This is a genomic window from Pseudooceanicola sediminis (assembly GCF_003575965.1).
Lineage (GTDB): Bacteria > Pseudomonadota > Alphaproteobacteria > Rhodobacterales > Rhodobacteraceae > Pseudooceanicola > Pseudooceanicola sediminis.
In genome coordinates this window covers 121335-137836 of record NZ_QWJJ01000010.1, presented here as the reverse complement: position 1 = coordinate 137836, position 16502 = coordinate 121335, and the positions used below count along the sequence as shown (strand labels likewise).

14 protein-coding genes are annotated in these 16502 nt (G+C 64.9%); 6 read left to right on the top strand and 8 right to left on the bottom strand.

Going from position 1 to position 16502, the window contains the following annotated elements; all coding sequences use genetic code 11:
• Positions 1–7: 7 nt before the first annotated feature.
• Complete coding sequence (locus DL237_RS12775; RefSeq protein ID WP_119399450.1) at positions 8–2347, top strand: aldehyde dehydrogenase family protein; 2340 nt, start codon at positions 8–10, stop codon at positions 2345–2347.
• Between the two features lie 144 nt (positions 2348–2491).
• Here the strand turns inward: DL237_RS12775 and DL237_RS12770 are convergent, their stop codons facing one another.
• From DL237_RS12770 to serB, 3 genes are all read right to left on the bottom strand, one after another.
• Entirely contained in the window at positions 2492–3394 is a 903-nt protein-coding gene (locus DL237_RS12770; protein ID WP_119399449.1) for an NAD-dependent epimerase/dehydratase family protein, read from the bottom strand.
• 146 nt (positions 3395–3540) lie between these two features.
• Entirely contained in the window at positions 3541–4413 is an 873-nt protein-coding gene (locus DL237_RS12765; protein ID WP_119399448.1) for an aldose 1-epimerase family protein, read from the bottom strand.
• A gap of 206 nt (positions 4414–4619) precedes the next feature.
• Positions 4620–5495 carry a phosphoserine phosphatase SerB gene (serB, locus tag DL237_RS12760; RefSeq protein ID WP_119399447.1) on the bottom strand — a complete coding sequence of 292 codons (876 nt, stop codon included), beginning with the start codon at positions 5493–5495 and terminating at the stop codon, positions 4620–4622.
• Positions 5496–5639: 144 nt separating this feature from the next.
• Here serB and DL237_RS12755 point away from each other — a divergent pair, with 144 nt between their 5' ends.
• The 3 genes from DL237_RS12755 to serA all read left to right on the top strand — a co-directional run bounded on the left by DL237_RS12755 (position 5640) and on the right by serA (position 9542).
• Positions 5640–6326 (top strand): D-lyxose/D-mannose family sugar isomerase, encoded by a 687-nt coding sequence (locus DL237_RS12755; RefSeq protein WP_119399446.1) that lies wholly within the window; start codon positions 5640–5642, stop codon positions 6324–6326.
• A gap of 350 nt (positions 6327–6676) precedes the next feature.
• On the top strand, positions 6677–7831 hold the full coding sequence (locus tag DL237_RS12750) for a phosphoserine transaminase (RefSeq protein WP_119399445.1): 1155 nt from the start codon (positions 6677–6679) through the stop codon (positions 7829–7831).
• Between the two features lie 115 nt (positions 7832–7946).
• Positions 7947–9542, top strand: coding sequence for a phosphoglycerate dehydrogenase (gene serA / locus DL237_RS12745; RefSeq protein WP_119399444.1), 1596 nt, complete (start codon positions 7947–7949; stop codon positions 9540–9542).
• A gap of 69 nt (positions 9543–9611) precedes the next feature.
• Here the strand turns inward: serA and DL237_RS12740 are convergent, their stop codons facing one another.
• Entirely contained in the window at positions 9612–9989 is a 378-nt protein-coding gene (locus DL237_RS12740) for a hypothetical protein (RefSeq protein ID WP_119399443.1), read from the bottom strand.
• 186 nt (positions 9990–10175) lie between these two features.
• On the opposite strand from DL237_RS12740, the gene DL237_RS12730 reads away from it, so the two are divergent.
• Together DL237_RS12730 and DL237_RS12725 are read left to right on the top strand one after the other, a co-directional pair.
• Positions 10176–10931 (top strand): metallophosphoesterase family protein, encoded by a 756-nt coding sequence (locus DL237_RS12730; protein WP_119399441.1) that lies wholly within the window; start codon positions 10176–10178, stop codon positions 10929–10931.
• 99 nt (positions 10932–11030) lie between these two features.
• A complete protein-coding gene (locus tag DL237_RS12725; RefSeq protein WP_119399440.1) occupies positions 11031–12209 on the top strand; it encodes an acetyl-CoA C-acyltransferase family protein in 1179 nt (392 codons plus the stop codon).
• Positions 12210–12300: 91 nt separating this feature from the next.
• On the opposite strand, the gene DL237_RS12720 is transcribed toward DL237_RS12725, so the two are convergent.
• Genes DL237_RS12720 through puuE form a run of 4 tightly spaced genes read right to left on the bottom strand, consistent with a single transcriptional unit; the run spans position 12301 to position 16427 of the window.
• Positions 12301–13656, bottom strand: coding sequence for a uracil-xanthine permease family protein (locus DL237_RS12720; RefSeq protein WP_119399439.1), 1356 nt, complete (start codon positions 13654–13656; stop codon positions 12301–12303).
• 52 nt (positions 13657–13708) lie between these two features.
• Positions 13709–14200 (bottom strand): ureidoglycolate lyase, encoded by a 492-nt coding sequence (locus DL237_RS12715; RefSeq protein ID WP_119399438.1) that lies wholly within the window; start codon positions 14198–14200, stop codon positions 13709–13711.
• Positions 14197–15018 (bottom strand): bifunctional allantoicase/(S)-ureidoglycine aminohydrolase, encoded by an 822-nt coding sequence (locus tag DL237_RS12710; protein ID WP_119399437.1) that lies wholly within the window; start codon positions 15016–15018, stop codon positions 14197–14199. Before DL237_RS12710 ends, DL237_RS12715 begins: the two co-directional genes overlap by 4 nt.
• Positions 15015–16427, bottom strand: a complete 1413-nt coding sequence (gene puuE / locus DL237_RS12705; RefSeq protein WP_119399436.1) for an allantoinase PuuE — start codon at positions 16425–16427, stop codon at positions 15015–15017. The genes DL237_RS12710 and puuE overlap by 4 nt, the downstream gene beginning before the upstream one ends.
• Positions 16428–16502: the final 75 nt, after the last annotated feature.

Below are 16502 nucleotides of genomic sequence, written 5' to 3'. Positions count from 1 at the left end.
TAGGGGCATGGGTGTGAGCGAGATTTTCGAGACGATGGACTATGGACCCGCGCCGGAATCGGCGGCCGAGGCGATGGCGTGGATCGCAGCGCACGACGGGCGTTTCGGCCATTTCATCGACGGTCGGTTTACCAAGCCGGCGGCCCTGTTTGCCACGCGCAACCCGGCGAGCGGAGACGCCCTGGCGGAGATTTCGCAAGCGTCCCAAGGGGATGTGGATGAGGCTGTGGCGGCGGCGCAGGCGGCACAGGGCAAGTGGGCCAAGCTGGGCGGGCATGGTCGGGCGCGCGTGATGTATGCGCTGGCGCGCCTGGTCCAGAAGAATGCGCGGTTGTTTGCTGTGCTGGAGACGCTGGACAACGGCAAGCCCATTCGCGAGAGCCGCGACATTGATATCCCTCTGGTTCATCGGCATTTCTACTATCATGCCGGGATGGCGCAGCTGATGCAGGCCGAGCTGCCGGGGCGTGAGGCGGTTGGGGTCTGTGGTCAGGTGATCCCGTGGAACTTTCCCTTGCTGATGCTGGCGTGGAAGGTTGCGCCGGCGCTGGCGATGGGAAACGCGGTGGTGTTGAAGCCGGCCGAGTATACATCGCTGACCGCCTTGCTGTTTGCCGAGATCTGCGTGCAGGCCGGAGTGCCGAAGGGTGTCGTGAACATCGTGACCGGCGATGGGGCCGTGGGCGAAATGGTGGTGTCTCATGCCGGCGTGGACAAGGTGGCGTTTACCGGCTCGACCGAGGTCGGTCGGAAAATCCGTGTCGCGACAGCGGGTTCGGGGAAATCGCTGACGCTGGAGCTGGGCGGCAAGAGCCCCTATATCGTGTTCGAGGATGCGGATCTGGACAGCGCGGTCGAGGGGCTGGTCGATGCGATCTGGTTCAATGGCGGGCAGGTGTGCTGTGCCGGATCGCGCCTGCTGGTGCAGGAAGGAATTGCCGAGACCTTTTATGCCAAGGTGCGGGCGCGCATGGATAAATTGCGCGTCGGCGATCCGATGGACAAGTGCATCGATGTCGGGGCCATTGTCGATCCCGTGCAGCATGAGCGTATTCGCGGAATGGTTGCGAGTAGCGATGGCGAGATCTATCAGCCAGCCTGCGACATGCCGGCGGGCTGCTATTATCCGCCGACCCTGATCACCGGGTTGGAGAGCGCCAACCCCTTGATGCAGGAAGAGATTTTCGGGCCGGTTCTGGTTGCGACGACCTTTCGGACGCCGGAGGAGGCGGTCGCTGTGGCCAATGACACGCGGTATGGCCTGGCCGCGACGCTGTGGAGCGAGAACATCAACCTGGCACTGGATGTTGCGCCGAAGCTGGTGGCGGGGGTCGTCTGGATCAACGGGACCAACATGTTCGATGCCGCGGTCGGCTTTGGCGGAGTGCGCGAGAGCGGCTTTGGCCGGGAAGGCGGATGGGAAGGGCTGAGCGCTTATACGCGACCGATCCTGAAGTCGAAGCCTCTGAAAAAGCTCGACAAGTTTTCCGGAGAGGGGGCTGCGACCGAGGGTCTGGATCGTACCGCGAAGCTGTATGTCGGAGGCAAGCAGGCGCGGCCGGACGGAGGCTATGTCCGCCCCGTTTTCGGCAAGGGCGGCAAGGTTCTGGGGCAGGTCGGGATCGCCAATCGCAAGGATCTGCGCAATGCGGTCGAGGCGGCGCGCGGGGCCAGGGGCTGGTCGGCGGCCACGGGGCATCTGCGGGCGCAGATCCTGTACTACATCGCCGAGAACCTTGAGGCGCGTGGGGCAGAATTTTCGAGCCGGATCAATGATTTGAATGGTGGAAAAACGGGCGCTGACGAGGTGGCGGCAGCGGTGTCGCGGTTGTTCACCTATGCTGCCTGGGCGGACAAGTTCGGCGGCGACGTGCGCGCCGTTCCCATGCGGGGCACCGCGCTGGCGATGCGCGAACCCGTGGGCGTGATCGGTGCGCTTTGCCCGGACGAGGCCCCGTTGCTGGGGTTGATCTCGGTGATGGCGCCGGCGATCGCCATGGGCAACCGGGTGGTTCTGGTGGCCAGCGAACATGGGCCGCTGAGCGCGACTGACTTTTACCAAGTGCTTGATACATCTGATCTTCCGGGCGGTGTGGTCAATATCCTGACGGGCAGTCACGCCGAACTGGCCCCGGTCATGGCGTCACATATGGACGTCGATGCCGTCTGGTCGTTTTCGTCATCCGATGTCAGCGGTGTCATCGAGGCGGAGAGTGCGACGAACCTGAAGCGGACCTGGGTGAACGACGGGCGCGCACGTGATTGGTTCGCGGCGGAGGGCGAGGGACGTGCCTTTTTGGACGCGGCGACCGAGGTGAAATCGGTGTGGATCCCCTACGGCGAGTAAGCCTTTGAAATCACGTATTTCCGACGTCGGTATCTTGACGGTATCCGAACGGTAACCGAGCGGTGCAGCGACAGCCGCCGCCAAGGCAAAAAGCCCCGGTTCGATGCCGGGGCTTTTTCTGTTCTGCTGGCAGGGATCGCGAGGTCAGGCCGATTTCGGATCGTCCAGAACGTCGCGCCAGGAATGACGGGGCTGAAAGCCGACGAGCTGCTTGGCGCGCGCGTTGGAATAGAAGGTCTGCGTCTCGCCGAGCGTGCCTCTGACGGGGACATCGTCGTAGAAGCGGGCAATCAGCTCGGAAGAGGTTTCGGCCACGGAGTGATCGTCGTTCGAGACGTTGAAGACCTGGTAGCCCAGGCCGTCGGTCCTGAGGCAGCACTCGACCATCTGCCCGAGGTCGCGGGCGTCGATATAGGCAAAGATGTTGCGCAGCCGCAGGGCGGGGTCGGCGAAATAGGCGGGGAAATTGGTCTTGTATTCGTCCGGCTCGATCACGTTGTTGATGCGCAGGCCGTAGATGTCGAAGCCGCTGCGCTGCTGAAAGGCACGGGCCGTCGCCTCGTTCACGACCTTGGACATGGCGTAGCTGTCTTCGGGCTCGGTCGGGTGGTCCTCGTCTATCGGGAGGTAGGCGGGGCGGCGTTCGCCATCGGTGAAGCAGATGCCATAGGTGGTTTCGGAGGAGGCGAAGATGACCTTGCGGATGCCGAACTTGAGCGCGGCATCGATGATGTTGTAGGTGCCCAGCGTATTGATGCGGAAGCATTCGTTGTCGGAGGTGATCATGACGCGGGGGATGGCGGCGAAATGCACCACGGCGTCGAACCTGGGCATGCCGTCGCCGGATTCGAGTTCGTCCGGGGCGGCATAGCTCATCATCACGTCATAGACCTGGCCGGCGTCGGTGACGTCGATGATCCGGTTGTCGACACCGGGCATGTCCAGCGGCGTGCGATCGACGTTGAGGACCCGGTGGCCCTGCGCGACGAGGTATGCGACGGCATGGCGACCGGCCTTGCCCGCGCCGCCCGTGAAAAGAATCCTCATCTCGGCTCCTCCAGTAACTTCAATTGCAAGGCCGGGGCCGGCACCACGGCGAGATCAGGCACGGGGGTCGGAGCGGCAATTGCGGTCTTTGGGTATTTAGAGGATTCGCCGTCGGGGTCTAGGGGGAGGCGGGGCGGTGAGCGGGATCACTCCACCCTGAGCGCATATCCGAAGGATGCGGTCTTGCCCGGCGCAAGGATGGTGGTGTGCGGGCGGTCGGCAATTTCGGGGCCGTCGCCGGTACGCGCGGCCATGCCATGCCAGGGTTCGATGCACACGAAGGGCGCGCCGGGTTTTGACCAGATGCCCAGGTTGGGGGTGTTGGAAAAGGTGAAGTGCAGGGCCGGCGCGGCGCTGTCCGGGGCGCGATAGCTCAGCGCGTCGCCGGCGCCGCCTGGAAAGATCAGCGCATCGGCATCGAACAGGTCGGGGTGCAGGGGCAGGACCCCGGCGTCAAACGGCGAGGCGCTGCGTTCGGGGGCCAGGTGACCGTCGACCAGCCGGGCCAGGGCGGGTTCGGCGCCGTTGGCCAGGGTGATGCGATGCGCGGCCTTGCCCGCACCGGGCAGCGGCCAGGCAAAGGCGGGGTGAAAGCCGAGGCCGAAGGGCATGGCGGTTTCGCTGGCATTCGTCACCTCGGCCGTCACCGAAAGGGTCGGGCCGATGAGGTGGTAGGTCAGCGTCAGCCGGAAGGCAAAGGGGTAGACGGCCCGGCTTTCTGCACTGTCGTTCAACGCGTAGACGCAGCGGTCGGGCGTGACCTCGACCAGCTGGAAGGTGCTGTGTCGGGCGAATCCGTGCTGGCGCATCGCGGCCTCTTGCCCGTTGACGGCAATCCGGTCGTTCGGTCCGCGCCCGACGATGGGGAACAGGATCGGGGCACGCCCGCCCCAGAACGCCGGATCGCCATGCCACAGCAGCGCATCCCCGGCCGCGGTCGTGATGCTTTGCAGTTCCGCGCCGAGGTCGCTGAGGGTGACGGAGAGGTCGGGGCTGGTGATCGTGGTTTCGGTCGGCATCAGCGCGGTCCTTCGCAGCGGTCGGTTCGGGTGTCAGGGTTACGCGGCGCAGGGTCGTGCCGCAATCCTGACCGGGGCATTTCGGTGTGCAGGCGGCCGGGAGCGAGGGGTTTTCGGGCAGCCGGGGCTGCCCGAAGCCTCCGGCGGGGATATTTGGAACAGGGAAACGGGCAGGGTGGTGGCAGGCACGGGCCGCGCGGTGCGCATCAGCCGGCGAAGTCGGCCCTGGCGTAGCCCTGGAGGTAGAGCAGCGCAGTCAGGTCGCCGAAGTTGATGCGCAGGTCGCATTCGGCAGCAACCGAGGGTTTGGCATGCAGAGCGACGCCCGCACCGGCACGGGTCAGCATGCCGAGGTCGTTGGCGCCGTCACCGACCGCGAGCACGTCGGCATCGGTGAGGCCGAGGCGGGCCGTGATCTCGTCGAGCGCCTGGACCTTTGCCTGGCGTCCGAGGATCGGGCGGGCGACCTGACCCGAGAGGCGGTCGCCTTCGGTCAGCAGCGTATTGGCGCGGTTTTCGTCGAAGCCGAGGGTGGCGGCGATGCGGGCGGTAAAGGCCGTGAAGCCACCGGAGACGAGAGCGCAGTAGGCGCCGTTCGCCTTCATCGTGGCCAGCAGGGCGGGTCCGCCGGGCATCAGGGTGATGCGGGTGTCGAGAACGCGGTCGATGACGGAGACGGGCAGGCCCCTGAGCAGGCCGACACGTTCGGTGAGGGCGCCGTCGAAATCCAGCTCTCCGTTCATCGCGCGGGCGGTGATATCCTTGACGCGTGCCCCGACGCCTGCCTCGTCTGCCAGCTCGTCTATGCATTCCTGCTGGATCATCGTCGAATCCATGTCGGCGAGCAGCATCTTCTTGCGGCGTCCCTCGGTGGGTTGGAGGCAGAGGTCAACGCGCCGGGCCTGCAGGTCGGCCCAGACGGCCTGGAAATTGTCCGGGAAATTGACGAGGGGGAATTCGACCGCCTCGGCATCTGCGAGGACGGTGATCTCGCCGCCGCCCCAGGCATTTCTCAGGGAGGTGATCAGCGCGGTGTCGAGCGTGCGCGCCTCTGGGCTGGTAAGCAGGGTGGCGGTGAACATCGGGTCTCTCTCTCCTTGCGGGGCTTGGGGGCTTTTCTCATGCGGCAGGGCGAAGAGCCAGAGGCGAAAGCGCTGAGAGGGACTGGTCAAGGGGGATGTGGGCGTATTAGGTGAGCGCAAACATTTATGGCCAGGATACCCCCCATGCTGCGATCTGATATCAACGAGCTCATTCGCGAAGGCGACGCCTTCTTTCGCCAGCACGGCTTTGTCATGCCACCCTTCGCCTATTGGAGCCCGGCGGAAATGCGGGATCGCAAGGCCGACGCAGCCCTGATCCTGGATGCGGGTCTGGGGTGGGATGTCACCGATTACGGCAATGGCGACTACGATGCCCTGGGGCTGTTCCTGTTCACCCTGCGCAACGGCGACGCGTCGGACCTGGGAAAAGCCGGTGGTGGTCGCGTCTATGCTGAAAAGCTGCTCATTTCAGCGCAAGACCAGATCTCGCCCATGCACCGCCATATCGTGAAGACCGAGGATATCATCAACCGCGGTGGCGGGGTGCTGGTGCTTGAGCTGTTCAAGGCGGCCCCTGATGGCAGTATCGACCGCGAGGCGGAGTTCGATGTGATGACCGACGGTCTATGGCGCAGGATGTCGGCCGGCGGGTTGCTGGCCTTGCATCCTGGTGAAAGCGTGACGCTGACGCCGGATGTCTGGCATGCTTTCTGGGGGGATGGTGGACGAGTCTGCATCGGCGAGGTTTCGACCGTGAATGACGATCGCACCGACAATATCTTCGAAGCGCCTATCGGCCGGTTTTCAAGCGTCGATGAAGACGAGGAGGCGCTGCACCTGCTTGTCTCGGATTACGATACCCTGGTGTGAAGAAAGGGGGCTCTGCCCCCCGTCGGCCATGCCGACTCCCCCCGGGGTATTTTCCCGCCAGATGACAGGGAGACCAGGGTCAGTGTTATCCTGAATCGCGTTGGCAGGCTCGTCCTCATCTGGCGGGAAAATACCCCGGGGGAGCCGCAGGCGGGGGCAGAGCCCCCCTTATGAGCGCAGCTGCCAAAGTTTCCGATAGGCGTCGGGCCAGAGTGCGTTTTATTCAAAAGCGACCTTGGTTGGTCTGAACGCGTCATAAGCTCGCTTGCGCGGGTCCCGAATCGTCCGTATATGCGTCGGCGGGACACCCTTCCCCAACGAAGGGCGCTTATCTGGAAGGATAGCTAGCAATGGCTACGACGAAACCGGCAACGCGGCCGGAAAATCCGCGTTTCTCCTCTGGCCCCTGTGCCAAGATCCCCACATTCACGCTCGACAAGCTGTCCGATGCCGCATTGGGCCGCAGCCACCGTGCTGCCGTCGGCAAGGACAAGCTGAAAGCCGCGATCGAAGAGACGCGTGCCATTCTGGGCGTGCCCGCCGATTACAAGATCGGTATCGTTCCCGCCTCGGACACCGGTGCCGTCGAGATGGCCATGTGGTCGATGCTGGGGGCGCGCCCCGCGACGATGATCGCATGGGAGAGCTTTGGTGCGGGCTGGGTGACGGATGTCGTCAAGCAGCTGAAGATCGAGGCCGAGGTCAAGACGGCCGACTATGGCCAGATCGTCGATTTCGACGAGGTCGATTTCAACACCGACGTCGTGTTCACCTGGAATGGCACCACATCTGGTGTGCGTCTGCCGAACGGCGACAAGATCCCTGCCGATCGCGAAGGTCTGACGATCTGCGACGCGACCAGTGCCGCATTCGCTCAGGACCTGCCCTGGGACAAGCTGGATGTGACGACCTTCTCCTGGCAGAAGGTCATGGGCGGTGAAGCGGCGCATGGCATGCTGATCCTTAGCCCTCGTGCCGTCGAGCGGCTGGAGACGTACACCCCAGCATGGCCGCTGCCGAAGATCTTTCGCATGACCAAGGGCGGCAAGCTGATCGAGGGTATCTTCAAGGGCGAGACGATCAACACGCCGTCCATGCTGGCGGTCGAGGATTACCTGGTCGCGCTAGAGTGGGGCAAATCCATCGGGGGTCTGCCCAAGCTGATGGCGCGGGCCGATACCAATGCCAAGGTTCTGTGGGATTTCTGCGACCGCAACGACTGGATCGCCAATCTGGCCGAAGATCCTGCGACGCGATCGAACACCAGCGTCTGCCTGAAGTTCACCGACGATCGCATCAAGGACGGTGCGGCCTTTGCCAAGGCTGTCGCCAAGAAGCTGGAAGCCTATAACGCGGCCTATGACGTGGGTGCCTATCGCGATGCCCCGGCCGGTCTGCGGATCTGGTGTGGCGCGACGGTTGAAGCGTCGGATGTCGAAGCGCTGACGCTCTGGCTGAAATGGGCGTTTGAGGCCTGCCTGCAAGAGCAGACCGAAGCGGCATGAAGGCTGGTGTCGCGCGGCGGGTGTGATCCCCGCGCCGCGCGACACGGCCCAAGGGCAGGGCGGGGAAATCCCCGCCTGCCTTCCCCCCTGACAGATATATTCAAGGAGCCCGCCGATGGCCCCCCGCGTACTCATTTCCGACAGCCTTTCCGACGCCGCCGTTCAGATCTTCAAGGATCGCGGCATCGAGGTTGATTTCGAACCGACCCTTGGCAAGGACAAGGACAAGCTGGCCGAGGTCATTGGCCAGTATGATGGTCTTGCCATCCGCTCGGCCACGAAGGTGACCGAGAAGATCCTGGAGAATGCCACCAACCTGAAGGTGATTGGCCGTGCCGGGATCGGCACTGACAATATCGACAAGGAAGCGGCCTCCAAGAAGGGCGTGATCGTCATGAACACGCCGTTCGGCAACATGATCACGACGGCGGAACACGCCATCGCGATGATGTTTGCCGTGGCGCGCCAGATCCCGGAGGCCAGCGCCTCGACCCACGCCGGCAAATGGGAGAAATCCAAGTTCATGGGCGTCGAGCTGACCGGCAAGACCCTGGGCGTGATCGGCGCAGGCAACATCGGTGGCATCGTGTGCAACCGGGCACTGGGCCTGAAGATGAAGGTTGTCGCCTATGACCCCTTCCTTGGCGCTGAAAAAGCCAAGCAGATGGGTGTCGAGAAGGTCGAGCTGGACGAGCTGCTGAAGCGTGCCGATTTCATCACGCTGCACGTGCCGCTGACCGACACGACAAAGAACATCCTGGGCCGTGAAAACCTGGCCAAGACCAAGAAGGGCGTGCGCATCATCAACTGCGCCCGTGGCGGTCTGGTGGACGAGGTTGCCCTGGCCGAACTGCTGAAGGACGGCCATGTCGCGGGCGCGGCCTTTGACGTCTTTGCCGAGGAGCCTGCCAAGGAAAACCCGCTGTTCAACCTGCCCAATGTCGTCTGCACGCCGCACCTTGGCGCCGCGACCACGGAGGCGCAGGAAAACGTCGCCCTTCAGGTGGCCGAGCAGATGGCGAACTATCTGCTGGACGGCGCGGTGGAAAACGCGCTGAACATGCCGTCGATGACCGCCGAAGAGGCCAAGGTCATGGGCCCCTGGGTTGCCCTGTCGGGGCACCTCGGCAGCTTTATCGGCCAGCTGACGGACGAGCCGATCACGGCGATCAACATCCTGTATGATGGTGTCGTGGCCGAGATGAACCTGCCCGCGCTGAACTGTTCGGTCGTGGCGGGGATCATGAAAAAGGCCAACCCGGACGTGAACCTGGTGTCCGCACCGGTTGTCGCCAAGGAGCGTGGCATCAAGATCAGCACCACCAATCAGGCGAAATCGGGCACCTTCGATGGCTACGTCAAGGTGACGATCAAGACCCCGACGCGGGAACGGTCGATCGCGGGCACGGTGTTCAGCGATGGCAAGCCGCGCTTTATCCAGATCAAGGGCATCAACATCGATGCCGAGGTCGGGCCGCACATGCTCTATACCACCAACATCGACACCCCCGGTACCATCGGGACGCTGGGGTCTGTGCTGGGCGAAAAGGGTCAGAACATCGCCAACTTTACGCTGGGGCGCGCTGCGGCCAACGGTCAGGCGATTGCGGTTCTGTATCTTGACGAGAAGGCCAAGCCGGACGCGGTCGAGGCGCTGAAGGCCACGGGTCTGTTCGAGCAGGTGCGCCCGCTGGAATTCACCATGGCCTGATCGGCTGATCGAGCGACATTGACGACAGGGCCGTCCCGGTTGGGGCGGCCCTTTTCGTATGTTGACAGGTCAGGTGCTGGTGTCGCGGCCCTTGGTCAGCACGATGACCAGGAAGAGGATCATCGACAGGATGGTCAGTACCGAGCCGATCTTGGCCAGCGCCTCTCCGGTCGCGTTGATTGCCATGACGATGCCGGGAACGATGGTGATGACGCCGAGGATGGCGAGGCCGAGGTGGAGTTTCGGCAGCATGCCAAGCGCGGCCTTGGGCGTGACGTGGTAGTAGATGCCGAAGATCGCCATGCTGACCCAGCCGATCAGGTTCAGGTGCGCATGGGCCGGGCTGAGCATATGGTCGCCGCTGGCAGACATCTGGATGCCCCAGCCCATGCCGACGACGGCGCAGATCGTGGCAGCAACGAAAAAGAGGTAGGAAATGCCTTTCATGGGTGTCCTCCCGTTGGGGTGCATCCTTCGGTTGGTCTTGAGGATGCTGCGCTTTTCTACTGCCGGGACCTGCGGCGACAAAGCACGAAATATTGCGCCGCAGAACGCGGTCACTTTCGGGCGCGCGCCTCTGGCCATCGGGGGCGAAAGCTGCTTCCTTCGCGGCGCAGCAGCAGGAGCGGTGTCATGAGCATCTATGCCATTGGAGACATTCACGGACAGATCGAGATGCTGGAGGCGGCACTGGCCAGGATCGAGGCCGATGGCGGGCAGACCGGGCCGGGCGGCGCGGATGAGCTGATCTTTCTGGGGGACCTGGTCGACCGGGGGCCGCACAGCCGCGAGGTGATCGAGCGGGTGCGCGCAGGCATTGCCGAGGGGCGCAACTGGACGGCGATTCGGGGCAATCACGACGATATGTTCCGCAAGTTCCTGACCGGCGGCGTGGTCTGGCACGCGGAGATCAAGAGCGATCTGGCCTGGACGCATCGCCGCCTGGGCGGATTGGCGACGATGCAGAGCTATGGCGTGGACGTGGCCGAAGGGCGCGCCCTGTCCGAGATCTGGGCCGAGGCGCGGGCGCTGGTGCCGGCGGCGCATCGTGACTTTCTGAACGAGACACCGTTCTGGGCCGAGCGTGGCGAGTTGCTGTTCGTACACGCGGGCATCCGCCCCGAGGTGCCGCTGGTGGAACAGACGATTTCCGATCTGACGTGGATCCGGGGGCCGGGGTTCGAGGATTATGTCCGCCCGCATCCCTGGCTGGTGGTGCATGGGCACACGATCATGGAACGGCCAATGCATTTCGGCAATCGCATCAACCTGGATACCGGGGCAGGGGCCAATGGCGGGCCGCGATTCCTGACGGCGGCGGTCTTTGAAGGGCGGGAGTGTTTCGTGCTGGAGGACAGTGGCCGGGTGCCGCTGCGGCCCGCCACGTAACGTCATTCGGCGGATCTGTTGCGTGGCGGTGATGGGCCGGGCAAGACAGGCAAGCAAGGTTTGCAAGACAGGCAAGCGAGGTTTGAGGGAGGAAAGATCATGGACGATATCGTCATCCTGAGCGGTGCCCGCACCGCCATCGGCACCTTTGGCGGCAGCCTGTCGGCTGTGCCGCCGGTGGAGCTGGGCACCATCGTGGCCCGCGCGGCGCTGGAACGTGCGGGGGTCGAGGGCGGCCAGATCGGCCATGTGGCCTATGGCCAGGTCATCAACACGGAGCCGCAGGACATGTACCTGGGCCGTGTCGCCGCGATGCAGGCTGGCATTCCCGACACCACCCCGGCGATGAACGTCAACCGGCTGTGCGGATCGGGGGCGCAGGCCATCGTGTCGATGGTGCAGGCGCTGGCCCTGGGCGACGCGGATTTCGCGCTGGCCGGGGGGGCCGAGAGCATGAGTCGCGCGCCCTATATCGTGCCCGACCAACGCTGGGGGGCCAAGATGGGCGACGTGCGCACCCTGGACATGCTGCTGGGCACGTTGAACTGCCCGTTCGGCACCGGCCACATGGGCGTGACGGCGGAAAACGTCGCCGCCGAGCATGGTGTGAGCCGCGCGGCACAGGATGCCTTTGCGCTGGAGAGCCAGCGGCGCGCGGCGGCGGCCATCGAGGCGGGGTATTTCGCAGAGCAGATCGTGCCGGTCGAGACCCGTGTGAAGCGGCAGAGCGTGCATTTCGAGGTCGACGAACATGTGAAGCCCAAGACCACCGCCGAGGCGCTGGCGGGGCTGCAGCCAGCGTTCCAGAAGGATGGCTCGGTCACGGCGGGCAATGCCTCGGGGTTGAACGACGGGGCGGCGGCGCTGGTGCTGGCGCGCGCCGATGCGGCGGAGCGCGCCGGTCTGGTGGCGCGCGCACGGGTGCTGGGCTATGCCCATGCCGGGGTGCGCCCCGAGGTCATGGGCGTCGGGCCGATCCCGGCGGTGCAGGCGCTGTTGAAGCGCACCGGGCTGAGCGTGGCGGATTTCGATGTCGTTGAGTCCAACGAGGCCTTTGCGGCGCAGGCGCTGGCGGTGAACGCCGGGCTGGGGCTGGACGCGGCCCGCGTGAACCCGAATGGCGGCGCGATTGCATTGGGGCACCCGGTGGGTGCGACCGGCGCGATCATCACCGTCAAGGCACTGTACGAGCTGGAGCGCACGGGTGGCGGGCGCGCCTTGATCACCATGTGCATCGGCGGCGGGCAGGGGATTGCGCTGGCCATCGAACGGATCTGAGGGGGCTGGAGACGTGAAAAGGGCGCGCCTTGCGGCGCGCCCTTGCCTCCGGCGGGGGGTATTTCCGGCCAGATGAGAGAGCCGGGGGCGCTCAGTCCATGTGGTCCGGCAGGAGCAGGTTGAGGATGATCGAGAGGGCCGCGGCGGGCAGCAGGCCCGAGGTCAGCAGGATTTGCAGCGTGCGCGGCAGGTGTTGCAGGGCAGTCGGTTCGAGTTGCAGGCCGAAGCCGACCGAGAGCGAGACCGCGAAGATGACCATGTTGCGGCGGTTCCAGGCGACGTCCGACAGCATGTTGATGCCTGCGGCGGCGACCATGCCGAACATCACCACGACACCGCCGCCGAGGACGTTGATCGGCACGGTGGAGACGACGGCGCCGAATTTCGGGATCACGCCGCAGAGGATCAGGAAGACCGCGCCGATGGTGACGACATGGCGGCTCATCACCCCTGTCATCGAGATCAGGCCGACGTTCTGGCTGAACGACGTGTTGGGCAGGCCGCCGAAGACACCGGCGATGGCGGAGCCGAGGCCGTCGGCGTAGGTGGCGCCGGAGATCTCGGTGTCCGTTGCCTCACGCCCGGCGCCGCCCTTGGTGATGCCGGAGACGTCGCCGACCGTTTCGATTGCCGAGATCACCGCCATGAAGCACATGCCGACGATGATCGCGGGGTCGAAGCCGACGCCCCACATGAGCGGGTTGGGCAGGTCGAAAACCGGGGCGCGGGAGACGCCCGAGAAGGTGACCTGGCCCATCAGCAGGGCAACGACGTAGCCTGCCAGCAGGCCGACGAGGACGGCGGAGACCGAGAGCAGGCCGCGTGCGAAGAAGCTGAGGGCGAGGGACACCACGATCACCACGAGGGCCGGAATCCACATTGCGGCCGAGCCGAATTCGGGTGTGCCGACAAGGGGGACGCCGCCTGCCGCATATTGGATGCCGGTTTTCAGCAGCGCGAGGCCGATCATCAGCACGATCAGGCCGGTGACCAGTGGCGGCAGGGCAAAGCGGATGCGGCCGATCACGCTGCCGAGGCAGAAGTGGAACAGCCCGCCGATCATGATGCCGGTCATCAGCGCGCCCATGCCAGCTGTGCCTTGCCCTGCGACCGCCGGGATCATCACCGGCAGGAAGGCGAAGGAGGTGCCCTGAACGATGGGCAGGCGCGCGCCCACGGGGCCGAAGCCGATGGTCTGGAACAGCGTGGCGACGCCTGCGAACAGCATCGACATCTGGATCATGTAGGCCATGTCGGGAAAGCCGAGGGCGCCCTGATCCGAGCCGAAGCCGAAGCCTGCCGCGCCTGCGATGATGATCGCGGGTGTGACGTTGGAGGCGAACATCGCCAGGACGTGCTGGATTCCGAGGGGTATCGCCTTGGCAAGCGGTGGTGTGTAGTTCGGGTCACGCCGTTGGTCCGGCGTGCCCATGGATGTGTCGACCATATCTTCTGTCCCTTCGATCTTATCGATGCGCCCCTGTTGCCGGGGCACTGGGTCAGGAGGTTACAGTAAATGGCCGGTCTAGGAAGTGCTCTTGTAGGTTGGTCGTGTCTCCGATGCGGTCGATGACCGCGAAGAGACCGGGTTCTGCCAGCGGCGTCAGCACTCCGTGCCAGATGCCGCGCAGGAAGTTCACGCCCTGACCGGGGGCGGGAAGGAAGGCGCGCGGGGCGCCGGGGGTGCCGCCCGCGTCGGGGGCGACGATCACCATCCAGGGTGCCTGCGACATCGGGATGAAGGCCTGGGAGCCGTCGGGGTGACGCTCCAGCAGATCGCAGGTGTAGGGCAGGCTGCGGGCCTGCGCCTTGAAGATCGAGATGCCGGCGCGGCCCCGATCCCCGAAATCGAGGCGGGCGCGGTCGTGGTAGCGGTCGCACATGCCGGCATTGATCACCTTGTCCACCGGGCCGCTGATGGCAAGGACATCCCCGAAGGGGGCGAAGGCCTGTTCGGTCAGCGGTTCGGCCCTGATCTGGAGCAGGGTCACAGCGTCAGCTCCGGGTGGCGGTTCACGTCTTTGTAGAGCAGGTAGCGGAAGGGCGCGTCACCGATCTGTTCGCAGGCCTGCGGGCAGAAGGCGCGCAGCCACATGAAATCGCCGGGGCCCACCTCGACCCAGTCGGTGTTGAGCAGGTAGCGCGCACGCCCCTCAAGCACGTAGAGGCCGTGTTCCATGATGTGGGTTTCGGCAAAGGGGATGCGGCCACCGGGCAGGAAGGTCACGATATTGACGTGCATGTCGTGGCGCAGGTCGCTCGGCTCGACAAAGCGGGTCGTGGCCCAGGTGCCGTTGGTGCCGGGCATCGGGATGGGGTCATGGGCATCGTCGTGGCTGGTGAAGGCGGTCGGCGTCGCGATCCCCGGCGCGGCGACATAGCGCTTGCGGACCCAGTGAAAGCTGGTGGTGGCCTCCGTGTCGTTGGTGACCTGCCAGTCGGCGCCGGGGGGCAGATAGGCATAGCCGCCGGGGGTCAGCCGATGCACCGCGCCGTCGAGTGTCAGGGTCAGGGTGCCGTCGGTGACGAAGATAACGCCCTGCGCGCCCGCGTCGGGTTCGGGGGTGGTGCTGCCGCCGCCGGGCGCCAGTTCGACGATCAGCTGCGCGAAGGTTTCCGCGAACCCCGACAGGGGCCGCGCGATGATCCAGGCGCGGCAACCGGTCCAGCCGGGCAGGAACGAGGTGACGATATCGCTCATGCAGGCGGCGGGGATGATCGCGTAGGCGGTGGTAAAGCGGGCGGGATCGTAGTGGCGTTCGCCTTGTCCGGGCAGGCCGCCGCGGGGGGTGTAATAGCTGCGGGTCACAGCAGATCCTTCAATCGGTGATAGGCAATGCGTTCAACCTGAGCGCAGGCCGTGGTAAATTCGGTCTCGGCGTCATTTGCAAGGCGCGCGGTGAAGGCGGCGATGATGCCCGCCTTGTCGGTGTCCTTGACGGCGATGATGAAGGGAAAGCCGAATTTTTCCTGATAGGCGGTGTTCTTTTCCTGAAAGAACACGCGCTCCTCATCGGTCAGGGAGTCGAGGCCGGCGCTGGCCTGTTCCGAGGTGCTTTCGGCCGTCAGGCGTTTGGCGGCGGCCAGTTTTCCGGCAAGGTCGGGGTGCGCCTGCAATACACCAAGGCGTTCGGCGTGGCTGGCAGAGCGGAAGGCGCGGGCCAGAACGCTCCAGACGCCGATGGGGGTATCGTGGGCGGGGCCAAGCTCCAGCGCGAACGCGCGCTCGGCAATCCAGGGCGAATGTTCGTAGATCCCGCCGAAGCTGGCGACAAAGTCGTCGCAATCCATCTGGCTGGGGATCAGGGCAGGGATCACGGGGGGATGCACGGCGGCCCAGTGATTTGCGATGTCGATGCGGCGGGGGAACCAGACGTCGCCTTTCGCCTGCGCGTACTCGACGAATTTCTGAAGCGCGGCGATGCGACCGGGACGCCCCAGCAGGCGGCAGTGCATCCCGATCGACATCATCTTGGGGCTGCCTGCCTCGCCCTCTTCATACAGCACGTCGAAGGTGTTTTTCAGGTGTTCGTAGAATTGATCCGGGCCGCCGAACCCTGCGGGCACGGCAAAGCGCATGTCATTGGCGTCCATCGTGTAGGGGATCACCAGCGTCTGGTGGCCGTCCGTGGTCAGCCAGTAGGGCAGGTCGTCATCAATGGTATCGGAGACCCATTTCATGCCCAATTCAGCGGCGAGTTTCACCGTGTTCATCGAGCAGCGCCCGGTGTACCAGCCCTGCGGGGCCTCGCCCGTAAGCTCCTTGTGCAGGCGGATCGCCTCGATCATGTCGGCGCGTTCGACCTCCTCCGGGGCGTCCTTGTACTCGATCCATTTCAGGCCGTGGCTCGCGACCTCCCAGCCTGCTTCCTGCATCGCCCAGACCTGTTCGGGGCTGCGGGCAAGGGCCGTGGTGACACCGTAGACGGTGAGCGGAATATCGGCCCCGGTGAACAGGCGGTGCAGCCGCCAGAAGCCTGCGCGGGCGCCGTATTCATAGACGGATTCCATGTTCCAGTGACGTTTGCCTTCCCATGGCACCGCGCCGATGACCTCGGACAGGAACGCCTCGGAGGCAGCATCGCCGTGCAGGATATTGTTTTCGCCGCCCTCTTCGTAGTTCAGCACGAAGGAGACCGCGACCTTGGCGCCGCCGGGCCATTGCGCATCAGGAGGGGTGGGGCCGTGTCCGATCAGGTTGCGCGGATAGCGGTTCATGTGCTTTGTCTCCGTCTGTACGTTGGGGCGGGCCCCGGGGGCCGGCGCATATTCGTCACGGCTGCCACGGGGTTT

Coding starts and splice junctions, on each gene's coding strand:
- DL237_RS12775 (WP_119399450.1), top strand. CDS start 8: ATGGGTGTGAGCGAGATTTTCGAGACGATGGACTATGGACCCGCGCCG.
- DL237_RS12770 (WP_119399449.1), bottom strand. CDS start 3,394: ATGAGGATTCTTTTCACGGGCGGCGCGGGCAAGGCCGGTCGCCATGCC.
- DL237_RS12765 (WP_119399448.1), bottom strand. CDS start 4,413: ATGCCGACCGAAACCACGATCACCAGCCCCGACCTCTCCGTCACCCTC.
- serB (WP_119399447.1), bottom strand. CDS start 5,495: ATGTTCACCGCCACCCTGCTTACCAGCCCAGAGGCGCGCACGCTCGAC.
- DL237_RS12755 (WP_119399446.1), top strand. CDS start 5,640: ATGCTGCGATCTGATATCAACGAGCTCATTCGCGAAGGCGACGCCTTC.
- DL237_RS12750 (WP_119399445.1), top strand. CDS start 6,677: ATGGCTACGACGAAACCGGCAACGCGGCCGGAAAATCCGCGTTTCTCC.
- serA (WP_119399444.1), top strand. CDS start 7,947: ATGGCCCCCCGCGTACTCATTTCCGACAGCCTTTCCGACGCCGCCGTT.
- DL237_RS12740 (WP_119399443.1), bottom strand. CDS start 9,989: ATGAAAGGCATTTCCTACCTCTTTTTCGTTGCTGCCACGATCTGCGCC.
- DL237_RS12730 (WP_119399441.1), top strand. CDS start 10,176: ATGAGCATCTATGCCATTGGAGACATTCACGGACAGATCGAGATGCTG.
- DL237_RS12725 (WP_119399440.1), top strand. CDS start 11,031: ATGGACGATATCGTCATCCTGAGCGGTGCCCGCACCGCCATCGGCACC.
- DL237_RS12720 (WP_119399439.1), bottom strand. CDS start 13,656: ATGGTCGACACATCCATGGGCACGCCGGACCAACGGCGTGACCCGAAC.
- puuE (WP_119399436.1), bottom strand. CDS start 16,427: ATGAACCGCTATCCGCGCAACCTGATCGGACACGGCCCCACCCCTCCT.